The organism is Mesorhizobium sp. M0816 (genome assembly GCF_040320005.1).
GTDB lineage: Bacteria > Pseudomonadota > Alphaproteobacteria > Rhizobiales > Rhizobiaceae > Mesorhizobium.
This window is the reverse complement of sequence record NZ_JAMYOT010000031.1, coordinates 1-16363: the sequence shown is the minus strand read 5'-3', so window position 1 is coordinate 16363 and position 16363 is coordinate 1. Positions and strand designations below refer to the sequence as shown.

17 protein-coding genes and 2 pseudogenes are annotated in these 16363 nt (G+C 59.6%); 15 read left to right on the top strand and 4 right to left on the bottom strand.

Annotation, left to right across the window (positions count from 1 at the left end; all coding sequences use genetic code 11):
* Positions 1–327 precede the first annotated feature (327 nt).
* Positions 328–519, bottom strand: a complete 192-nt coding sequence (locus NKI17_RS30680; RefSeq protein ID WP_352907252.1) for a hypothetical protein — start codon at positions 517–519, stop codon at positions 328–330.
* Between the two features lie 12 nt (positions 520–531).
* Positions 532–2550, bottom strand: a complete 2019-nt coding sequence (locus tag NKI17_RS30675; RefSeq protein ID WP_352907251.1) for a hypothetical protein — start codon at positions 2548–2550, stop codon at positions 532–534.
* 172 nt (positions 2551–2722) lie between these two features.
* Here NKI17_RS30675 and NKI17_RS30670 point away from each other — a divergent pair.
* The 13 genes and pseudogenes from NKI17_RS30670 to NKI17_RS30610 all read left to right on the top strand — a co-directional run.
* Positions 2723–3168, top strand: a pseudogene (locus NKI17_RS30670) (integrase core domain-containing protein); the annotation flags it as partial.
* Positions 3169–3175: 7 nt separating this feature from the next.
* Positions 3176–3367: a hypothetical protein gene (locus NKI17_RS30665; RefSeq protein WP_352907250.1), complete on the top strand. Its 192-nt coding sequence runs from the start codon at positions 3176–3178 to the stop codon at positions 3365–3367.
* 612 nt (positions 3368–3979) lie between these two features.
* Positions 3980–5260: a plasmid replication protein RepC gene (gene repC, locus NKI17_RS30660; protein ID WP_352907249.1), complete on the top strand. Its 1281-nt coding sequence runs from the start codon at positions 3980–3982 to the stop codon at positions 5258–5260.
* Positions 5257–5778 (top strand): thermonuclease family protein, encoded by a 522-nt coding sequence (locus tag NKI17_RS30655; protein ID WP_502894661.1) that lies wholly within the window; start codon positions 5257–5259, stop codon positions 5776–5778. The genes repC (NKI17_RS30660) and NKI17_RS30655 overlap by 4 nt, the downstream gene beginning before the upstream one ends.
* 401 nt (positions 5779–6179) lie before the next feature.
* Positions 6180–6512 carry a DUF736 family protein gene (locus tag NKI17_RS30650; protein ID WP_352907248.1) on the top strand — a complete coding sequence of 111 codons (333 nt, stop codon included), beginning with the start codon at positions 6180–6182 and terminating at the stop codon, positions 6510–6512.
* 120 nt (positions 6513–6632) lie between these two features.
* Positions 6633–6839 (top strand): antitoxin VbhA family protein, encoded by a 207-nt coding sequence (locus tag NKI17_RS30645; RefSeq protein WP_107652809.1) that lies wholly within the window; start codon positions 6633–6635, stop codon positions 6837–6839.
* A 70-nt stretch (positions 6840–6909) separates the two neighbouring features.
* Entirely contained in the window at positions 6910–7965 is a 1056-nt protein-coding gene (locus NKI17_RS30640; RefSeq protein WP_352907247.1) for a Fic/DOC family protein, read from the top strand.
* A gap of 227 nt (positions 7966–8192) precedes the next feature.
* Positions 8193–9080, top strand: coding sequence for an ArdC family protein (locus NKI17_RS30635; protein ID WP_352907246.1), 888 nt, complete (start codon positions 8193–8195; stop codon positions 9078–9080).
* A gap of 249 nt (positions 9081–9329) precedes the next feature.
* Positions 9330–10523 (top strand): plasmid partitioning protein RepA, encoded by a 1194-nt coding sequence (gene repA, locus NKI17_RS30630; RefSeq protein WP_352907245.1) that lies wholly within the window; start codon positions 9330–9332, stop codon positions 10521–10523.
* Positions 10523–11539: a plasmid partitioning protein RepB gene (gene repB, locus NKI17_RS30625; protein WP_352907243.1), complete on the top strand. Its 1017-nt coding sequence runs from the start codon at positions 10523–10525 to the stop codon at positions 11537–11539. Before repA ends, repB begins: the two co-directional genes overlap by 1 nt.
* Positions 11540–11697: 158 nt before the next feature.
* Positions 11698–12903: a plasmid replication protein RepC gene (gene repC, locus NKI17_RS30620; RefSeq protein ID WP_352907241.1), complete on the top strand. Its 1206-nt coding sequence runs from the start codon at positions 11698–11700 to the stop codon at positions 12901–12903.
* An 88-nt stretch (positions 12904–12991) separates the two neighbouring features.
* Positions 12992–13423 carry an antitoxin Xre-like helix-turn-helix domain-containing protein gene (locus NKI17_RS30615; RefSeq protein WP_352907240.1) on the top strand — a complete coding sequence of 144 codons (432 nt, stop codon included), beginning with the start codon at positions 12992–12994 and terminating at the stop codon, positions 13421–13423.
* Entirely contained in the window at positions 13416–13901 is a 486-nt protein-coding gene (locus NKI17_RS30610) for an RES family NAD+ phosphorylase (RefSeq protein WP_352907268.1), read from the top strand. Before NKI17_RS30615 ends, NKI17_RS30610 begins: the two co-directional genes overlap by 8 nt.
* A gap of 18 nt (positions 13902–13919) precedes the next feature.
* On the opposite strand, the pseudogene NKI17_RS30605 reads toward NKI17_RS30610, so the two are convergent.
* Together NKI17_RS30605 and NKI17_RS30600 are read right to left on the bottom strand one after the other, a co-directional pair.
* Positions 13920–14125 (bottom strand): annotated as a pseudogene (locus tag NKI17_RS30605) (integrase); the annotation flags it as partial.
* Positions 14126–14190: 65 nt separating this feature from the next.
* Complete coding sequence (locus tag NKI17_RS30600; protein ID WP_352907239.1) at positions 14191–15363, bottom strand: site-specific integrase; 1173 nt, start codon at positions 15361–15363, stop codon at positions 14191–14193.
* Positions 15364–15446: 83 nt separating this feature from the next.
* Here NKI17_RS30600 and NKI17_RS30595 point away from each other — a divergent pair, with 83 nt between their 5' ends.
* Together NKI17_RS30595 and NKI17_RS30590 are read left to right on the top strand one after the other, a co-directional pair.
* Positions 15447–15755: a type II toxin-antitoxin system Phd/YefM family antitoxin gene (locus NKI17_RS30595; RefSeq protein WP_352907238.1), complete on the top strand. Its 309-nt coding sequence runs from the start codon at positions 15447–15449 to the stop codon at positions 15753–15755.
* Positions 15742–16173, top strand: coding sequence for a plasmid maintenance toxin (PemK-like) (locus NKI17_RS30590; RefSeq protein ID WP_352907237.1), 432 nt, complete (start codon positions 15742–15744; stop codon positions 16171–16173). Before NKI17_RS30595 ends, NKI17_RS30590 begins: the two co-directional genes overlap by 14 nt.
* Positions 16174–16363: the final 190 nt, after the last annotated feature.

The following is a 16363-nucleotide window of genomic DNA, read 5'->3' as shown; positions in this document are numbered from 1 at the left end:
CCTTCCCTAAAAGAGGCAACGTGAAGTTGGCTATCCAGTTTACCGACGCCACGGGTTGGCGGCCACGGTATGGACATAGGGCTGCCCGATTTGGCCGTCCGATCACTGCTCCCGCGCAACGCGTTCTCCCAGACTCCGTTTTCGTGAATCTGCGAACAGATGTAGCCCGATCTCGCCTCGCCAGTGTTCACGTAGCAAGAATCCGGCGATGCATCCAACTCGACGGTCTCCCCTCCTGCGGCGTTGCACAGCTGCGGGTCGTCCTGTGCATTGAGACCCTGATTCGAGTAGGCGTACCAAGCGTCCCCGTCACCCACATTCTCCACATCAGACTTGCTGGCGCGAAATGTGCACATTGGCTTGGCCTCTGTGATCGGGGCTCGTTCCCATCGGTCCGACAAACATGGACACGACGACCACGGTCCCAGGTGAGTTGTGAAATGTGACGTCTTCGGCGGCAGCTTGAGAAGCTGCCGCCATTTCCAACACCAACAATAAAAGCCCGACACGAAGCATCATGAAATAGCCCTCCTAGAACTCGCGCTGCGGGACCGCCAGAACCTTCAACTGCAAATTCGGTAGAGATCCGGGTGTTTGAAAGGTCATCGATCCATCCACCCCACTAAGCAGCTTCTGCTCCCTCCACAGGCTGGATTCCAGACGACGGTACGGCAGGACTGGAAAATTGCCCCCTACGCTGTACACATAAGCTGCTGCCCCGACCTCGATATCGCTTTGCGACGCGTCCAAAACGATCGGAGGTTGCTGCATGGTTTCTTTGCCCCGAACCAGAGTCCACGCACCACTGGGCAACTCTCGCTTATATATATCCAGCCGATAAGGGTATTCTGCCGGTCCTTGTCTAGTGAGGACAATCTTATTTCCCGCGCCAACCCTCAAAGACATCTCGATGTTCGGGCCGCGCTTGGCTGCCTCGCCCATGCTAACGTTAGGCGATAACGGCGACGCTGAAAGACTATCTAAAATCATCCTCTGGTATTTTGGATAGTCGGCGTCATGGCACTCCGAAAGCACTTGGCAACGATTAAGGTCGACTCTCTCGATCCAATGATGGAACAGGGCATGTTCGTATGCGGTTTCTCTAGAATCGAAGTTGCCGTCCAGCGCCTCGATGGCAGACCATTCGGCGTCGCTTAGAACATTCCGGGGCAGCGGTAGCCTGATCCACTGTTTCAGATCGTCGAAGTCTTCGCCAGCAGAGATTATTGCTTTGGTCTTTTCAAGGCAGGCAGGAGACGCTTTGGGCGGTTTGATTTGGCGGCATTCGGCGCTATTCAGCAAATTGATCAATCGGCCAATCCGCGTCATCTCGGTCCTGACGTCCGACTGTAACTTGTCCAAGTCTTCCTCGCGAACCCCGTGCCTGTACGAAAACTCGTAAGTATCCTTGTACGGCGCAACTCTCTTGCTGTGAAATTCTTTGGAAACGTCCCTGGCTTGCTCCAGCACACCGGACAGACGGACGTAGTATCGGATCGCTTGGTCGCGCAAAGTAAGCGTAGCAGGCATTGCGCACGTATAGCATTTGTCGACTTCGTCGTACGGGTAAATGACCAAGTAAATCGGTTTCCCGTGGTCTTGAGCCTGTGTGGCCAGGCCCGAGAAGATTTCGAGAGTACTTGGAATATCTGAGGCTGATTTGGCACCGCTTCCGCCGTACTGCTCCGTTGACACACTGAGCCGATTCTCCTTGCGCGCTTTGTCGATCGCCGCTGACAAGTCGTCGCTACCGCCGGCCTTGATGATGCTAAGGAGATTGACGTCGGCTTTACCGTGATGTTCGAACGTCGCGCGAGTGGTCTGATCGGCGTCGTGAATAGTCAATCGGACGGCCAAATCAGCGCCACTAACAATTGCGCCGACATAACCATCACCACACTCCGCTCGGAAGGCTTCCGGATCTTTTCGACGCTTGTCCTTTTCATCCTTTGTGATTTCCAATTTGAGCGATGGACTTCCTGCCGGGTTGATCAGGAAACTTTTGTCCGGCGCACCAGGGACCGCAACCTTTACGCCTGGCGGCACCGCGAACTTGGGACCGTTGCGGACAGTCACCGTCGCCACAATCTCAACGTCTTTGCTGTTGTGGTGGGAGGTCCACTTGACCCCAAATTTATCCGAAATATTCCCACCGACCAACTTTACAAAGTCCAATCCGAAACTTCCGCCAAAATTGGCATTGGCCGCGATATCCTCGGTCTCGTCGTCGGAAACCACGCTGTAGCTTGCCACCTGGTCTTGGTATTTCGATTCCTGCTCCTCGTAGTTCATGCAGATGTTCTTGGTTTGCCTGTTTGCCAGGTAGTCCCAGCCGGAGGCAAGGATGACGCCGTCGGGAGGCGCCCTTACCAGGCGAATGCCGAAGCGGCTGCGATCCACACCATTATTCTCGCCCCACCCAGCTGCAAATTCGCTTAGCTTTGGGGCCAATGGTCCGCTGTCAAATGTCGCAGTCCAATCCTCCGCGGAAGCTGAACTAGCGATGAGTACGCCTGAGAAAAGAACAAAGCCAAGTGCACTTCCGCGCATAGAACCATCCTTTCAGCCAAGAGTTCTCAAATTACGGGCATGTGATCGAGCCCTCATATTTGCAGATACACTAATATAACACAATGAGGGAGTAGCTTCCAGTTTCGCTAAGTCACCGGTCGCGGACTTGCATCGCTGATGCCGCGACTCAATTGTGTATGCCGACACAATTTTGGCCGCGATCCCGGACACCTAGATCTCCGGCCGTCGGGTTGCCCGTGAACTGACGGAACTGATCGCTCACCGCGGCAACCCGCGCATGATCGTCTCCGACCATGGCACCGAGTTCACCTCGAACGCCGTCCTCGCCTGGTCGAAGCATCACGCGATCGAACGGCACTGCATCGCGCCAGGCAAGCCTATGCAGAACGGGTATGTGGAATCCTTCAACGGTCGCATGCGCGACGAGCTCCTGAACGAGAGCCTGTTCTTCGGCCTGGACCACGCCCGTAGCGCCATTGCCGAATGGCGGCAGGACTTCAAAACCGCAAGGCCCATTCCTCACTCGGCTACCAGACCCCGACAGCCTATGCTGAGGTCATCACCGCAACCGGCTCCGACGCTGTGCTGATGGAAGGCTCCGCGCCTCCGCCGGTTGCTCAACCCGCGCCCTCTTGAGGTGAACATGACGAGATGGTTCGAGCCGACCGGCGACAGCTATTTCTCGCATATCAACCGCCAGAGCATCGAGGCCGTCATTCGTGAGGCGAAGGGCGATCAGGCCCCGCTTGCCGTCAAGGCAGCGGGCAACAAGTTGGAAGCCGTTGGCATTGCAGAGCGGATGGTCGTTGATAGCGTTGGCTTCCGGAGCCTGTGAGGATTTCGGTCCGTACCGCCGATGCCGAGCGCGACGACGCCGGTTTCAATGAAGATGCACCGCGTCCCGTAGCGGCCAAATAATCGTCAGCCGCTTGCCGGTCGCGCCTCTCTCCCTCGCGACCGGCGGTCGCATCGACCGGCCCCGATCCGCATTGAGGGGAGGCCCGTTCCCCCTCCCCTCAAACTCGCCGTCCCACCCGGCTTGGATACCAGGCCGGTGCTTTTCTGCCGTTTATATATCCAAGAAGGTATAACCGACAGAACCCACCGGAGAGCTTTTAGCTATGAAGCACGCCAAAAAACTAGGAATCGGGTTCGACTGCTATCGATGGTAGCACAATTGTTGCGCCAATTTGGTTATTCAGGTTATGGTTCTGTAACTGACCCGGAATCAATGATTCCCGGGGCACCCAATTTAGCGCTTACGATGGAGAAAATAGACCGACCAGAAAAAAGAAAAACCGCCCCGAAACGAATCTCGGAAGCGGTTTGCGAATAAATCAATTTAGCCAAGACTTTGTCGCAAACCTCCCTTCCTCTGTCAACCTGAAAAACACCGTTTCGGTGAACGGGATTGCTTTGCCTGGTCTCCACCAAAAAGGAGACAAGAATGGGAGAAGCTGTGCCACTGAAGCGGCCGATCGGTCGCAGAGTGACGCCACAACGCACCGAATACCGGCGACTGTCAGAGTCAGCCGAGATGGGATCGGTGACACGCGGGCAGCTTGCCGTGCTCGCGCACAACCTGCCCTGCACGGGCTTGATTAACGCGAGCGAAAGCCATCTTCTGGTCACGTTGGTCAACACGGCGTCGCCTGAGGCCTTTGACAAGGACGGGCGGCCGATCATCTTCAAGTCCAACCAGCAGCTCGCCTTCGAGATCAATCGCTCGGTCGGACGGGTCAGTCGCATGCTGTCGAACCTCTTCGACGCCGGGCTCGTCACCATGCAGGACAGCGGCAATTACAAGCGCTATCCGCACCGCAACGCCGACGGTGTGATTGTCGACGGTTGCGGCATCGATATGCGCATTCTGATTGTTCGTTACCGCGAGCTCGATGGGCTGGTACGGCAGGCGAAAGCCGAGAAAGCAGCCGCAAGCGCTGCGATGCGCCGCTATCGTGGGGCGCTGCGCAATCTCCGATACGCTTTGGCAACCGCCACCGGACTCTCAGAGCGCGCCCGATCAAGGCTTGAGGCGCGACTCGAGCGGGTCGTTGCGGTTGTCGGTATTGCCGCAAAGGCGTCGAGCGCAGTTTTGCGCCGCACTACGGCGTTGTTCGAGTGGCTCATCGAACGAGCCCTGCAGCTCTGCCGCCGTTCGGAATCCGCGTTGGTGACAGAAAATTCGGCATGCGCGAATGCCGAAAACGACATGCACAAACAGATTACAAGCTCTGATCCTATTGTGAACAGTAACGAGAATCGGCGTTCGGCTCACGCCGAACAACTCAGTTTGCTAGAGGCTGGCTCTGCCAGCCAATGGGCTTATGAAGCAAGCCTGGGGGGCGGCTCGCGCCAAGTCAACCAACCGAAGCACCCACCACAGGCACTTGTGGCCTTGCAGGACTTGGTGCGGGCGATACCGGCGCTAGACACCTACGGCTTTGCCCTGCCCCGTACGTGGGCCGAACTGGCGCGAATCGTGCCCCAAATGTGCCGAATTGCTGGAATTTCCGACGATGCGCGCCGCCGCGCGGTCGACCAAATGGGCGAGCTGCAGGCGGCCATGGCGGTCGCGGTGACGCTGCAGAAGTTCGACCGCCAAGAAGTCACCTCGCCGGGCGGCTATTTGCGGGCCATGACAGAGCGCGCGGCCGCCGGCGAGCTTCATCTTGCCCGGTCAGTGTTCGGGCTCATGGCGCGCAACATGACGGAGGTGTTTAATTGAGGTTCCGAGCGGCATTGGCGGCTGCGGTCGCGATAGTTTGCATCGGCATCGGCGCAGCCGCGGCCGATCCAGCCAGCCGGTCCGGCACTGTCCGGGTGATCGACGGAGACACGATCAGCGTGCGCCAGCAGCGTATCCGGATCGCGGCGATCGACGCTTGCGAGCTCCGCCAGACAGGCCTTCGCAATGGCAAGGTCTGGCAATGTGGCATTGAAGGCCGAGCCTTTCTTCGGCGAATGATCGACGGGAACCACGTCAGCTGCCGGATCATCGACCGCGATCAGTATCGCCGTCTGGTGGGGCACTGCTTCTACAAGGAAACCGATGTCGGGCTGGCGATGGTCCGCGCCGGGCTTGCCGAGTCGATGCTTCGATATCTGCCGTCTTCCCATCCGATCAACCTGATCGAGTATGGCGAGGCCGAGAAGAGCGCCCGAGACCGAAGGCTTGGGCTCTGGTCGGCCGAGATCGAAAGTCCGCATCTCTACCGGCGCGCTAAAAAGCCTCCAGCGCATTGAACCTGTCGTATATATCCAAATCGGCGCTATGAATTGGCAGAAGCGGTGAAGCAATTTGCTTCTCGAGTCTTGCGTGAAATGACAGGAGCCCGTTGAAACGGCGCAGATTGTGAATAGAATAGGGTCACGTCTTGCCGCTTCAAGCCGTCACCGATCCGGAGGCAGATAGCCAATGATGTTCATCCCTCGCCCCTCCATGGCAGTTGCTTTTGACGCTCGTTCGCACGTCGACGCGGTTTGCGCAAATCCGGACTCCGCAAAAATTTCCCCGCCTGCGGCTTCCTCGCGCAGCAAATTTTTCCGGCCTCCGGCTTCCTCCGCTGTGCTTCGGCCTGCGGTGCGCACCGCTTTCCGCCGCGCCCGTGAACGATCATTGCAACCACCAAAGAGGAGTGACTGACATGACCACCACCAACTTCATCCAGTTCGACACCGACGACCTGGACGCCGCCAAGGGCAACGGCCTTATCTCCACCATCGATCGCGACCTGGACATCCACGTTGTCCCATTCAACTCGAGCAACGACAAAGCCCCGACGCACCGCGTCTATGCCAAGTCTCCCCGCGGCTATGACATCGAGGTCGGCGGCATCTGGAAGAAGACCAGCGAGGCGAAAAAGCCCTACTACACGCTGTCGATCAAACGTCTCGGCTTCAACGCCAATCTCGGCCGCTATCCCGGCCAGGACGATCCCACGCTGCAGGCGATCATCGAATGGGAACCCCGCGATTGATCGAGACGAAGCGCCCGGCCCTGAGCCGGGCGCATCCCTTCACAGGTCGATGAATGCCGCAAAACCGCTCGATTTTCAGCGGGCTTTCTGCTAGTTTTTATCGCTATTGGAGATCTGGTGATGAACATTCATTCGACCCGTCCCGACCGCTCGCCGGAGGCCGTTGCCCGGCGTCGCAAGGCGACGGATCAGGCTCGCGCGGCCAATATCCGGCAGGGCTACACCCACGATCCGGTGCTGGAGGAAGCGACGGCGGCCTATGTCGCCGGCGACATCACCCGTGAAGAGTATCGCCTGCGCGTCGTGCGTCCGGCGAAACGGGCGTAATCGAAACACCAGCTATCAAAGGCGAAAGGCCGCCTGCCCTGCGCAGGCGGTTTTTTGTTGATCCCGCCGAATGTCCGACAGCCCTGCCAAAGGTTCTTATTTCTATCCGAACACCTCGGATAATCCCGATCGTGTCGACGTGCTGCGCAACAGGTTCGGCATCGAGACCCATTCCGAACTGCGCATCGAAGAATACCGCGCCACGGCTTTCCGCATGGCGGAAATTGCCGAAGGCGACGGCCCGACCGGCCAGTTCGATAAGGCGCATCTAAAGGCCATCCACAGCCATATCTTTCAGGACGTCTACGAATGGGCCGGGCACACCCGCAACGAAAGCCCGATCGTGGACGGGCAGCGTGTGGAGCCGATCGGTGGCCTCTCCAAAGGCGGCACTGCGTTCCTGCACGGCTCGCGCATCGACATGGGGCTCGACGAGGCGTTGAAGCCTATCCGTGATCCCGACGTTTTGCGCGGCTCGACGCCAGAGCAGTTCGCCGAGCGTGCGGGCCAGGTCATGGCCGAGCTCAATTATGTACATCCCTTTCGCGAGGGCAACGGACGCACCCAGGAGGCGTTCATTGCCGAGCTTGGCCGTCACTACGGCCATGAGGTCGATTTTACCGTCATCACCAAGCCGCGCATGATCGAGGCGTCGATCGAAACCACGAACGACCCGTCAATCGCTGCCATGAAACATGTGCTCGAGGACGCGGTAGACCCGAATCGCCGCGAAGCCCTTCGCACCGCGTTGTCGGACCTCGAGGTGCGCGGCGAGGTACCGTTTGAACACAACGTTCGCACCGCCCGCCCAGGCGAAGAAGTGACCGGCCAGGTGCTCGGGCACGACGAACGTGTCGCCAGCATCGTCTCGGACGAACGGATCATCGCCGTCGATCGCGCAGACCTCCCGGAGCGACTGCCCGATGATGAAGCGGAAATCACCTTCACCGCCCGATCCGACTTTTCCCGCCTTGGCCATGAGCCACAGGCCATCGAGGCGCCCGTGCAGGCCGAAAGGGCCGAAGTGACCCGGCAAGACACGCCGCCTGCCGCGCTGAAGGCCATCGAGACGGATATCGCGGAGCAGCGAGCGCGTGAGCGCGATAGCGATGACCGCGAACGGTGACAGCGTCCGCAGGCGGCAAGCTGCTCAGCGACCGTAGTTGACCGGCCGGCGCGCTCGACGCGGCCGGCCGTCTCCATCCGTTGGGTGATTTGACGGACAAGCTACGATAGCCCCTCCCCCATGCAACCGCTGACTCGGTCCTCCTCTCCGTTGCGGCCCCTACGGGGTGCATGGGCTCGTTTCGGCTATCTCCGGTCTTTGCCGTCAGCCAACGGATGGAGACGGCCATGCAGAGCATCAAGGACACCTACCAGCGCATCACGGACACCATTGTTGAGCAGCTTGAGGCCGGCACAAAGCCGTGGATCCGTCCCTGGCGCGGCAATACCCGCCGCAGCGCGACAATCCCGCGCCGCGCGACCGGCGAGGCCTACCGCGGCATCAACGTCATCATGCTGTGGGTCGCAGGCCAGACGTTCGGCTATGAGGAAAACACCTGGATGACCTACCGGCAGGCCCGGGACTTCGGCGGTCAGGTCCGCAAGGGCGAAAAAGGCACCCTCGTCGTCAAATACGGCACGTTCACTCCGAAGGATCACGACGACGACGAGAGCCGCGCAATTCCCTACCTGAAGGGCTACACGGTGTTCAATGTCGAGCAGATCGAGAACATGCCAGATCGGTTCTTCAGCCCGGCCGAGGAACTGCCGGACAATCCGGTTCCGCACATCGAGACCGTCGAAAGCTTCGTCCAGAAAACCGGCGCCGGCGTCAGCTACGGTGGCGCCAAAGCTTGCTACCGGCCCAGCATCAACGACATCCTCATGCCTGACCGCGGGCGTTTCGACAGCGAGGTGCACCTTTACTCAACTTTGCTACACGAAGTTTCGCATTGGTCCGGCGCAAAACATCGCCTGGACCGCGATCTGACGGGCAGGTTCGGCAGTGAAGGCTACGCCGTGGAGGAGCTTGTTGCGGAGCTCGCGGCATCGTTCCTGTGTGCCGACCTGGGCGTGGCGCATGATCCACGCGACAACACAGCCGCCTATCTGGCGAGCTGGCTCGCCGTCCTGAAGAATGACAAGAGGGCAATCATCACGGCCGCTGCGAAGGCGCAGGCCGCTGCTGAGTATCTCACAGCGCGGCAGCCGGCCGCCGGGCAGGAAGCAGCGTAAGAAGAAGCGGTTATCGGGACGGCGGCGGGAGACTTCGGCACTGTCACAGCAATCGACCTTCATCGTTGACGTGACTTGCCATTTGGTTGTCCGCGGACAACCACTGCTCGGTCTGAGAGTTGTCCGCGGACAACTAAGCTCGAAACGGCATCAGGGTTAAGCGTTTGTAAATTCGTAACGAATCGGGTCTTATTGTAACTGCGCAGTTTATCGCATCTTAGCGTTAATAGCGTAGTTCGAGGGCCAAGGATGTTACAGACTTCCATTCAAATCGGTGAACAGGAGCACCTGCCGTCCATGTTGTCGGCAGATTCGCTCGAACTGTCACGTCAGTTGCAGTTGCACCAGCAGAAGATTTTTCCTCCGAATTCTCAGAAGGCGATTCGTAATTTCAGCCCGGCCGAGGCCTCCTATTACATCGGCATCGGAGAAGGATATCTCAGGCAAGTCGCATCCGAAGGCTACGGGCCAGAGCCGCTGGCTAACGGTCGGCGCATGTACACGCCGGACGACATGGGGCGGATTCGGCAGACTCTGGACGAAAAGAACGGGTCGCCAAAATACGTCCCGAACCGCCGTCCTGGAGAGAAACTTCAGGTGATTGCGGTCATGAATTTCAAAGGTGGTTCCGCAAAAACAACCACGTCCGCGCACCTTGCCCAGTATCTGGCACTTCGGGGTTATAAGGTGCTTGCGATTGATCTCGATCCACAAGCGTCGCTATCGGCATTGTTCGGTCATCAGCCTGAACTCGATGTTGGCGAAGGCGAGACCCTCTTTGGCGCTATACGATACGACGAACCGCGACCGCTCTCGGAGATCGTCCGGGCGACATACACGCCGAATTTGCACATTGTGCCGGGCAACCTCGAATTGATGGAATTCGAGCATGAGACCCCAAAAGCGATTATGACTGGATCGGCAGAATCGATGTTCTTTGCCCGGATCGGCGAAGTCCTGACCGATATTGAAAGCCTGTACGATGTGGTCATTATCGACTGCCCCCCGCAACTGGGCTTTTTGACGATGTCGGCGCTTTGTGCCGCGACGTCGGTTCTCATTACCGTTCACCCACAGATGCTCGATGTGATGTCGATGAGCCAATTTCTGGCGATGACCAGCGAGTTAATGGCTGTCGTGGAAAGGGCAGGGGGACGCACCAGCTACGACTGGATGCGCTATCTCGTGACACGTTTCGAGCCGAATGACGGCCCGCAGAGCCAGATGACTGGATTCATGCGCGCCATCTTTGGGAATCGGATGCTTCACAGCCCCATGCTCAAATCGACGGCGATATCCGACGCAGGCGTGACAAAGCAGACCCTCTATGAAGTCGAGCGGTCGCAATTCACGAGGGGAACGTACGACCGCGCTATGGACTCCTTGAATCAGGTCAATTCGGAAATCGAGGGCCTGCTGAAGGCGACTTGGGGGAGGAAATAATGGCCCGCAAGAATCTCATTGAGGTTTCGGTTGATAACCCAGCCACTGAAACTTCATCGCCGATGACGGCTGCGAGACCGATCGCAGGCTTCGTCCCTCCTGCTGTGCGCAACACCCCCATTGGGGGGATCACTAAGACCCTCGGCAACATTACGCAGAAGTTCGAACGCGCCCAAGATATCGAGAAGCAGCTAGCCGAAGGGCAAACGATCATTGAGATCGATCCAGCCCTCGTTGACTCCTCTTTCGTCAGCGATCGCATTGGCATCGATGTCGTCAAGCTTGCCCAGCTTAGCGAGCAAATCAAGGACTACGGACAACAGGTGCCGATCCTTGTGCGCCCTCATCCAGACGCCCGGGGACGGTATCAGGTCGCCTATGGCCATCGGAGACTGGCGGCTGTCAAGGTATTAGGTATCAACGTCCGCGCGGTCGTCCGGGAACTTTCCGACGACCAACTCGTCGTCAGCCAGGGGCAGGAGAACAACGCCCGGACTAATCTTTCATACATAGAGAGAGCATTGTTTGCAGTTCGCCTGGAAGACCGCTCGTTCTCCCGAGAGACCATCATGGCGGCCCTCGGGATTGATAAGGCTGCTCTGTCGAAAATGGTCTCGGTTGTGCGGCAGGTGCCAATCGAATTGATCGAAGCCATAGGCGCTGCGCCTGAGATCGGCCGTAGGCGGTGGATGGAACTCGCCGACCTGCTGCCGAAGGCAAACGTCAATAACGTGCTGGCATCGCTGTCGGAACCAGAAACCAAGGCGCTCTCGAGCGATCAACGCTTTCAAGCAGTGGTCGATGTCCTGACAACCAAACCTGAGAAGACGCCCAAAAGCAACGGTGCTCTCAAATCCTGGGCCCCCGATGACAAATCGATTCGCGTCTCGCTGAAAACCAACGGAAAAACCGCCACGATCGCCATTGGCGCGGTCAACGGGCCGCTCTTTGCCGCATACATTACCGAACGGCTAGATGACCTCTATGCCGATTGGCAGTCGAAACAGGAGAACTGAAACCGCAAAAGAAAAAGGCCCCCGAACGTCGCCGTCGCGGAAGCCCTTCTCGTAGATCGCACTTCGAGAATCTCATTTCCGCGAATCACTGTCAAGAGTTGTAGCGTCGATTTTCGGCGAGCGGATTTCTTTTGCCTGATTAGAAGGCGAAGGAAGAAATGGAGACGGGTATTGCAACGACGCCCTTTGGGCGGCGGCCGATGTCGCTTGCCATGCTGGCAGCGCAAAACGAGTCACGTGAGATCCCCAAAGGCAGGGTCGTCGACAAGTGGCAGATCTATCGCAACCTCTGCGAGGGCAAAAGCATCGTCGGCATCGGCGATCGCGCCCTGGCCGTCCTGAATGCGTTGCTGTCATTCTATCCTGACAGTGAGCTGAGCGAGGAAAACGGCCTCATCGTGTTTCCCTCGAACGCACAGCTGTCCCTCAGGGCGCACGGCATGCCCGATTCCACCTTGCGGAGGAACCTGGCGGAACTGGTGGATTGCGGTCTAGTCATCCGTCGGGACAGCCCGAACGGCAAGCGTTATGCGCGGAAGGGCACGGGAGGGGAGATTGAGGAAGCATTTGGCTTCTCCCTGGCGCCGCTGCTGGCTCGTGCTAACGAGTTCAAGGCTGCGGCTGAGCATGTTCGCGCCGATAACAGAGCGCTCAGGCTTATGCGCGAGCGGATCACCTTGCACCGCCGTGACATCCACAAGCTGATCGAGGCGGCCGTTGAGGAAGATGTGCCGGGCGACTGGGGAGGCCTGTGGAAGCGTTTCCGCGGCGTTGTGGAGGGAATTCCGCGCCGAGCTTGCATTGCCGACCTCGAACCTATCGTGGCCGATCTGACCGCGTTGCGTGACGAAGTGGATAACCTGCTGGACATTCATATGAAATCCACGAATCCGAGCGGCAATGACTCTCAAAACGAGCGGCAGCAATCTAATTCAAATACCGACTCTATTTTTGAATTTGAACCGGCTTTGGAGAAAAGCGGGTCGGCGGCCGAGCCAAGGACGAGGACCGCAGAGTCCCCGAAAATCTATCCGCTGGGGCTAGTGCTGAAGGCCTGCCCCGAAATCGCGGAGTACGCCGTCGACGGCATCGGCAACTGGCGCGATTTCCTGATAACCGCCGCCCAGGTGCGCGGATACCTGGGCGTTTCGCCGTCGGCGTATGAGGATGCCTGCCATGTCATGGGTCAGGAGATCGCCGCAGTGGTGATTGCGTGCATTCTGCACCGGGCACAGCACATCGATTCAGCCGGCGGCTATCTGCGGGCGCTCACCGAGAAGGCGAGGGCAGGGCAGTTTTCGGTCGGGCCGATGCTGATGGCCGCATTGCGAGCGAACGGCGAGACAGCAAAGATGACAGGGTAACCGTTGGCTGATCGGTTCGCGCTGATGCGAGGCTTGCATGGCGCATCAAGTGAGGCTATATTTTGCCTCAAATGGAATGGAGAGCGAAATGCTAGCGTTCGGAAATGTCGCCGACGTCTTGGGGTTGCCCGTTAAAGAGGTGGCAGCGCGGTCGCCTTTCGGGCTGATCTCCCGGATCGAGAATGGACTTCCCATTGGGGCACTTGAGCGCGTTGCGCATCTTCTGGCACCTGGCGATGCTCAGTTCAAATACCGGCTGATCCCCAAGGCGACTTACGAGCGGCGCAAGACGGTACATCGCCTCTCGTCGGACGAGGGCACACGATTGGCCCGCGTGGCGCGCGTCTGGGGCCTTGCTGTCGATGTCTGGCAGAACGAAGAGGAAGCGCGCGATTTCTTGTTCCGGCCGCACCCGATGATTGAGGACAAGCGACCAATCGACGTCGTTATCCTGAGCGAGTTCGGCGCCGAAATGGTGGTCGATATTCTCGCAGGTCTGAAGTACGGCAGTGCTGCGTGAGGCGCAGACTCTTGATCGCACGCTATCGTCCTTTCGTATCGGCGATCCGGCCGGCACCTACCCGATCTTCGACGCGACCGGCTCGACAATCGCGCCAGGGCGATGGAACACGCCCGGGAGCCCTACCATCTACACCAGCGAGCACTATTCGACGGCCCTGTTGGAAAAGCTGGTGCACGGCAGCGGCCGACTGCCGCCCAACCAGCACTACATCGAAATCACGATCCCGCGCGGACTGAGCTACGAGGTCTTTTCCCAGCCGTCGCTGCCAGGCTGGGACACGATGCCGGCGACCGTGAGCAAGGGATTTGGCGAAACCTGGTGTTTAGAACGGCGCAGCGTCATCCTGCTGGTGCCGAGTGTCGTGGCGCGTCTCGATTGCAATGTGCTGATCAATCCGGCGCATCCGGAGTTTTCAAGGATCCAGACAAGTCTGCACCAGCCCGTCTACTGGGACCGGCGGCTGTTTGGCGCGTGAGGGGCTTTCTGTCGGCTATTACCCCGAGGCATTGGTGAGATTGACGCGGAACCGGTCACGTCGGCGCTGATATTTCCGCTTCATCTCGGCCGAGGCGTGGCCGAACTGCTTTTGCACATAGCGCTCATCGACGTCGACCGACGAGGCAAGCCCGGCGCAGAGGGAATGGCGGGAGAACTTTGGCCCCGTTCGCCGTCGCCGCGCAGGCTGGCGGCAAGCGCGGCCGCCTCGGAACCAGTTGTCCTGGAGCTGACGCCGCAAGTTGTGATGCGACGGATCGATCTGCGACTCAGACGATTATCCGCGCCGCCCGCCCGAGCGTCCGTTCTGCGTCGTTGTAGTAGTTCGATGCCTGTTGCACCGAGCGATGCTGCGACTGCTGCATGGCTTCGGGCAACGGAATGCCGCGGCGCGCGGTTTCGGTGAGATAGCCGGAGCGCAGGCCGTGCGCGGAGAACGCTGCCGGATCGAGGCCGGCCTCGGCTATGCGGCGCTTCAGAATCAGATTGACGGCCTGCGGCGTCAGGGCGCGCTTTTCGAGATTGCCCCAGCGATCGATACCGCGGAATACCGCGCCCTCCGATATTTCGGCACGCTCCAGCCACGCTCGCAGCACCGTCACCGGCCGGCCAACCAGCAGCACGAAAGCGTCGCCATCAGCCTGTGTCGTCTTGGTGCGGCCGAGCCGGATCGACAGGCATGGCAACTTTTCGCCGTCGGGATTCTTCGGATCGGCCGGCACCGGATCTTCCTCGACCAGTTGTTCGACGCGGAGGTCAGAAACCTCGCTGCGGCGGCGACCGCCCGACGCGAAGGCGGTGATGAGAAGGGCGCGGTCGCGGAGGTCGACCAGTCGGTCGCCGGCGCAGGCTTTCAGCAGGGCGGTCAGAATGTCGGCGGTCACCGCCTTTTTGCTCTTGCGGCCGCGCGGGCGGGCGCTGGCGCGGACCGCCAGCTTGATCGCGCTCTGCAGCCCCGGCGCGTTGAATTTTCCGACAAGCCCGCGCCACTTGGTCAGCGTCGACCAGCTCGACAGCCGCCGGCGCACGGTGGTGGGCGCGTGCGGTCCGTCGCTGCGCAAAAGCCCTTGGGATTTCAACGTCGCCGCGACGTCGGCCGGCATGCCGTGCGCCGGATCGGTTTCGCGTTTCGCAAAATCCCACAGGTGGTGCGCGACGAATTTGATCAACAGCGCCTCCGGCGCCGGCCAGGGCAGCGGCTGTCCGGTGGCGGCAAAAGACCAGGCCTCAAGATAACCGAGGTCGGAGGCCAGCGCGCGGAGCGAGTTAGCGCCGATGCCTTCCTTGGCCAGATGGCGCAGGGTGGCGACGTCGTCGTCGGTCAAAAGCCCGGCCAGAAAATCGCGGCGGTCGAACGGCAGCACGGAATCGAGCGCGTCGAGGGCTTCGGCCTGCCTCGCGACGGTTTCAGCATTCCTGGTTTTGGCAAGCTGTCCTGTCACTGGCTCGTTTCCATCTGGTTAGCGCCCAATACTTGCGGAAAGCCCGGAAAGCCCGTACCTTCCGGAACAAAGGAGTCTCGCCGATGACCACCACCGTCACCGCCGCCGCCGTCTCGAAAAATTTTGGCGCCTATCAGGATGCCGCCGTCCGCGACCCGGTCATCATCACCAAGAACGGCCGCCCGCGCACCGTGCTGCTGGCCTACGAAGATTTCGTCCGGCTGTCGAAGCGCGATCGGCGGGTCGAATTGACAGCGGAGCTCAGCGCGGACGAAATCGCTGCGGTCGAAGCCTCTGAAATGGAGCCGGGTCTTGACCATCTCAACGACGAGCTCTCTGGGTCAAAACCCTCCGGGACAAAGAGCCTGACGGCAAAAAATGCTGCCGGCTGAAATCAAGGTCGGCCACGTCTTCCGTTATTCTTATCTCTGGCATTGGCAACACCGCGAGGGGCGCGAGGAAGGCGACAAGGACCGGCCCTGCCTGGTGCTTGCACTGGTCGCCATGCAGGAGGACGGCTCGCCGGTCGTCCGGGTCCTGCCGATCACCCATACGCCGCCGTCCGATCCCGATGATGCCATCGAGATCCCGGCTGCGGTCAAGCTGCGCTTGCGGCTTGACGGTGAGCGCTCGTGGATCGTTTTGACGGAAAGCAACCGGTTCGCCTGGCCGGGGCCCGACATCCGGCCGCTGGAGACCGAGAGCGGCTATTGCGGGCCGCTGCCGCCGGCGTTGTTTGCCGCGGTCAAGCGCCGGTTTGTCGCTATCGCGACAGGCCAGGCGCACACGAGCACGTCGCGCACGGCGTGACGTCGGCTGGCGCTGCGGCATGCCGCGCGACATCATGGCAGGGGCGGTCTTCATCAAGGCGTCTCCAGGCGTTTTTGCGGCCGTGCTTGGGGTCAGAACAAGAGCTGCTCGAAATCATACGCTAAGGTCGAACGGAACGTGAACTGTCGTCTCTGACTCGCATGATGGTCTGTCGGCTGGTTTCGAACTT

What these genes read in the sequence shown, in the direction of transcription:
- NKI17_RS30615 (WP_352907240.1), top strand. Translation starts at nt 12,992, where the DNA reads ATGCTAGCGTTCGGAAATGTCGCCGACGTCTTGGGGTTGCCCGTTAAA.
- repC (WP_352907241.1), top strand. Translation starts at nt 11,698, where the DNA reads ATGGAGACGGGTATTGCAACGACGCCCTTTGGGCGGCGGCCGATGTCG.
- NKI17_RS30590 (WP_352907237.1), top strand. Translation starts at nt 15,742, where the DNA reads ATGCTGCCGGCTGAAATCAAGGTCGGCCACGTCTTCCGTTATTCTTAT.
- NKI17_RS30635 (WP_352907246.1), top strand. Translation starts at nt 8,193, where the DNA reads ATGCAGAGCATCAAGGACACCTACCAGCGCATCACGGACACCATTGTT.
- repC (WP_352907249.1), top strand. Translation starts at nt 3,980, where the DNA reads ATGGGAGAAGCTGTGCCACTGAAGCGGCCGATCGGTCGCAGAGTGACG.
- NKI17_RS30595 (WP_352907238.1), top strand. Translation starts at nt 15,447, where the DNA reads ATGACCACCACCGTCACCGCCGCCGCCGTCTCGAAAAATTTTGGCGCC.
- NKI17_RS30650 (WP_352907248.1), top strand. Translation starts at nt 6,180, where the DNA reads ATGACCACCACCAACTTCATCCAGTTCGACACCGACGACCTGGACGCC.
- repA (WP_352907245.1), top strand. Translation starts at nt 9,330, where the DNA reads ATGTTACAGACTTCCATTCAAATCGGTGAACAGGAGCACCTGCCGTCC.
- NKI17_RS30680 (WP_352907252.1), bottom strand. Translation starts at nt 519, where the DNA reads ATGATGCTTCGTGTCGGGCTTTTATTGTTGGTGTTGGAAATGGCGGCA.
- repB (WP_352907243.1), top strand. Translation starts at nt 10,523, where the DNA reads ATGGCCCGCAAGAATCTCATTGAGGTTTCGGTTGATAACCCAGCCACT.
- NKI17_RS30645 (WP_107652809.1), top strand. Translation starts at nt 6,633, where the DNA reads ATGAACATTCATTCGACCCGTCCCGACCGCTCGCCGGAGGCCGTTGCC.
- NKI17_RS30675 (WP_352907251.1), bottom strand. Translation starts at nt 2,550, where the DNA reads ATGCGCGGAAGTGCACTTGGCTTTGTTCTTTTCTCAGGCGTACTCATC.
- NKI17_RS30665 (WP_352907250.1), top strand. Translation starts at nt 3,176, where the DNA reads ATGACGAGATGGTTCGAGCCGACCGGCGACAGCTATTTCTCGCATATC.
- NKI17_RS30640 (WP_352907247.1), top strand. Translation starts at nt 6,910, where the DNA reads ATGTCCGACAGCCCTGCCAAAGGTTCTTATTTCTATCCGAACACCTCG.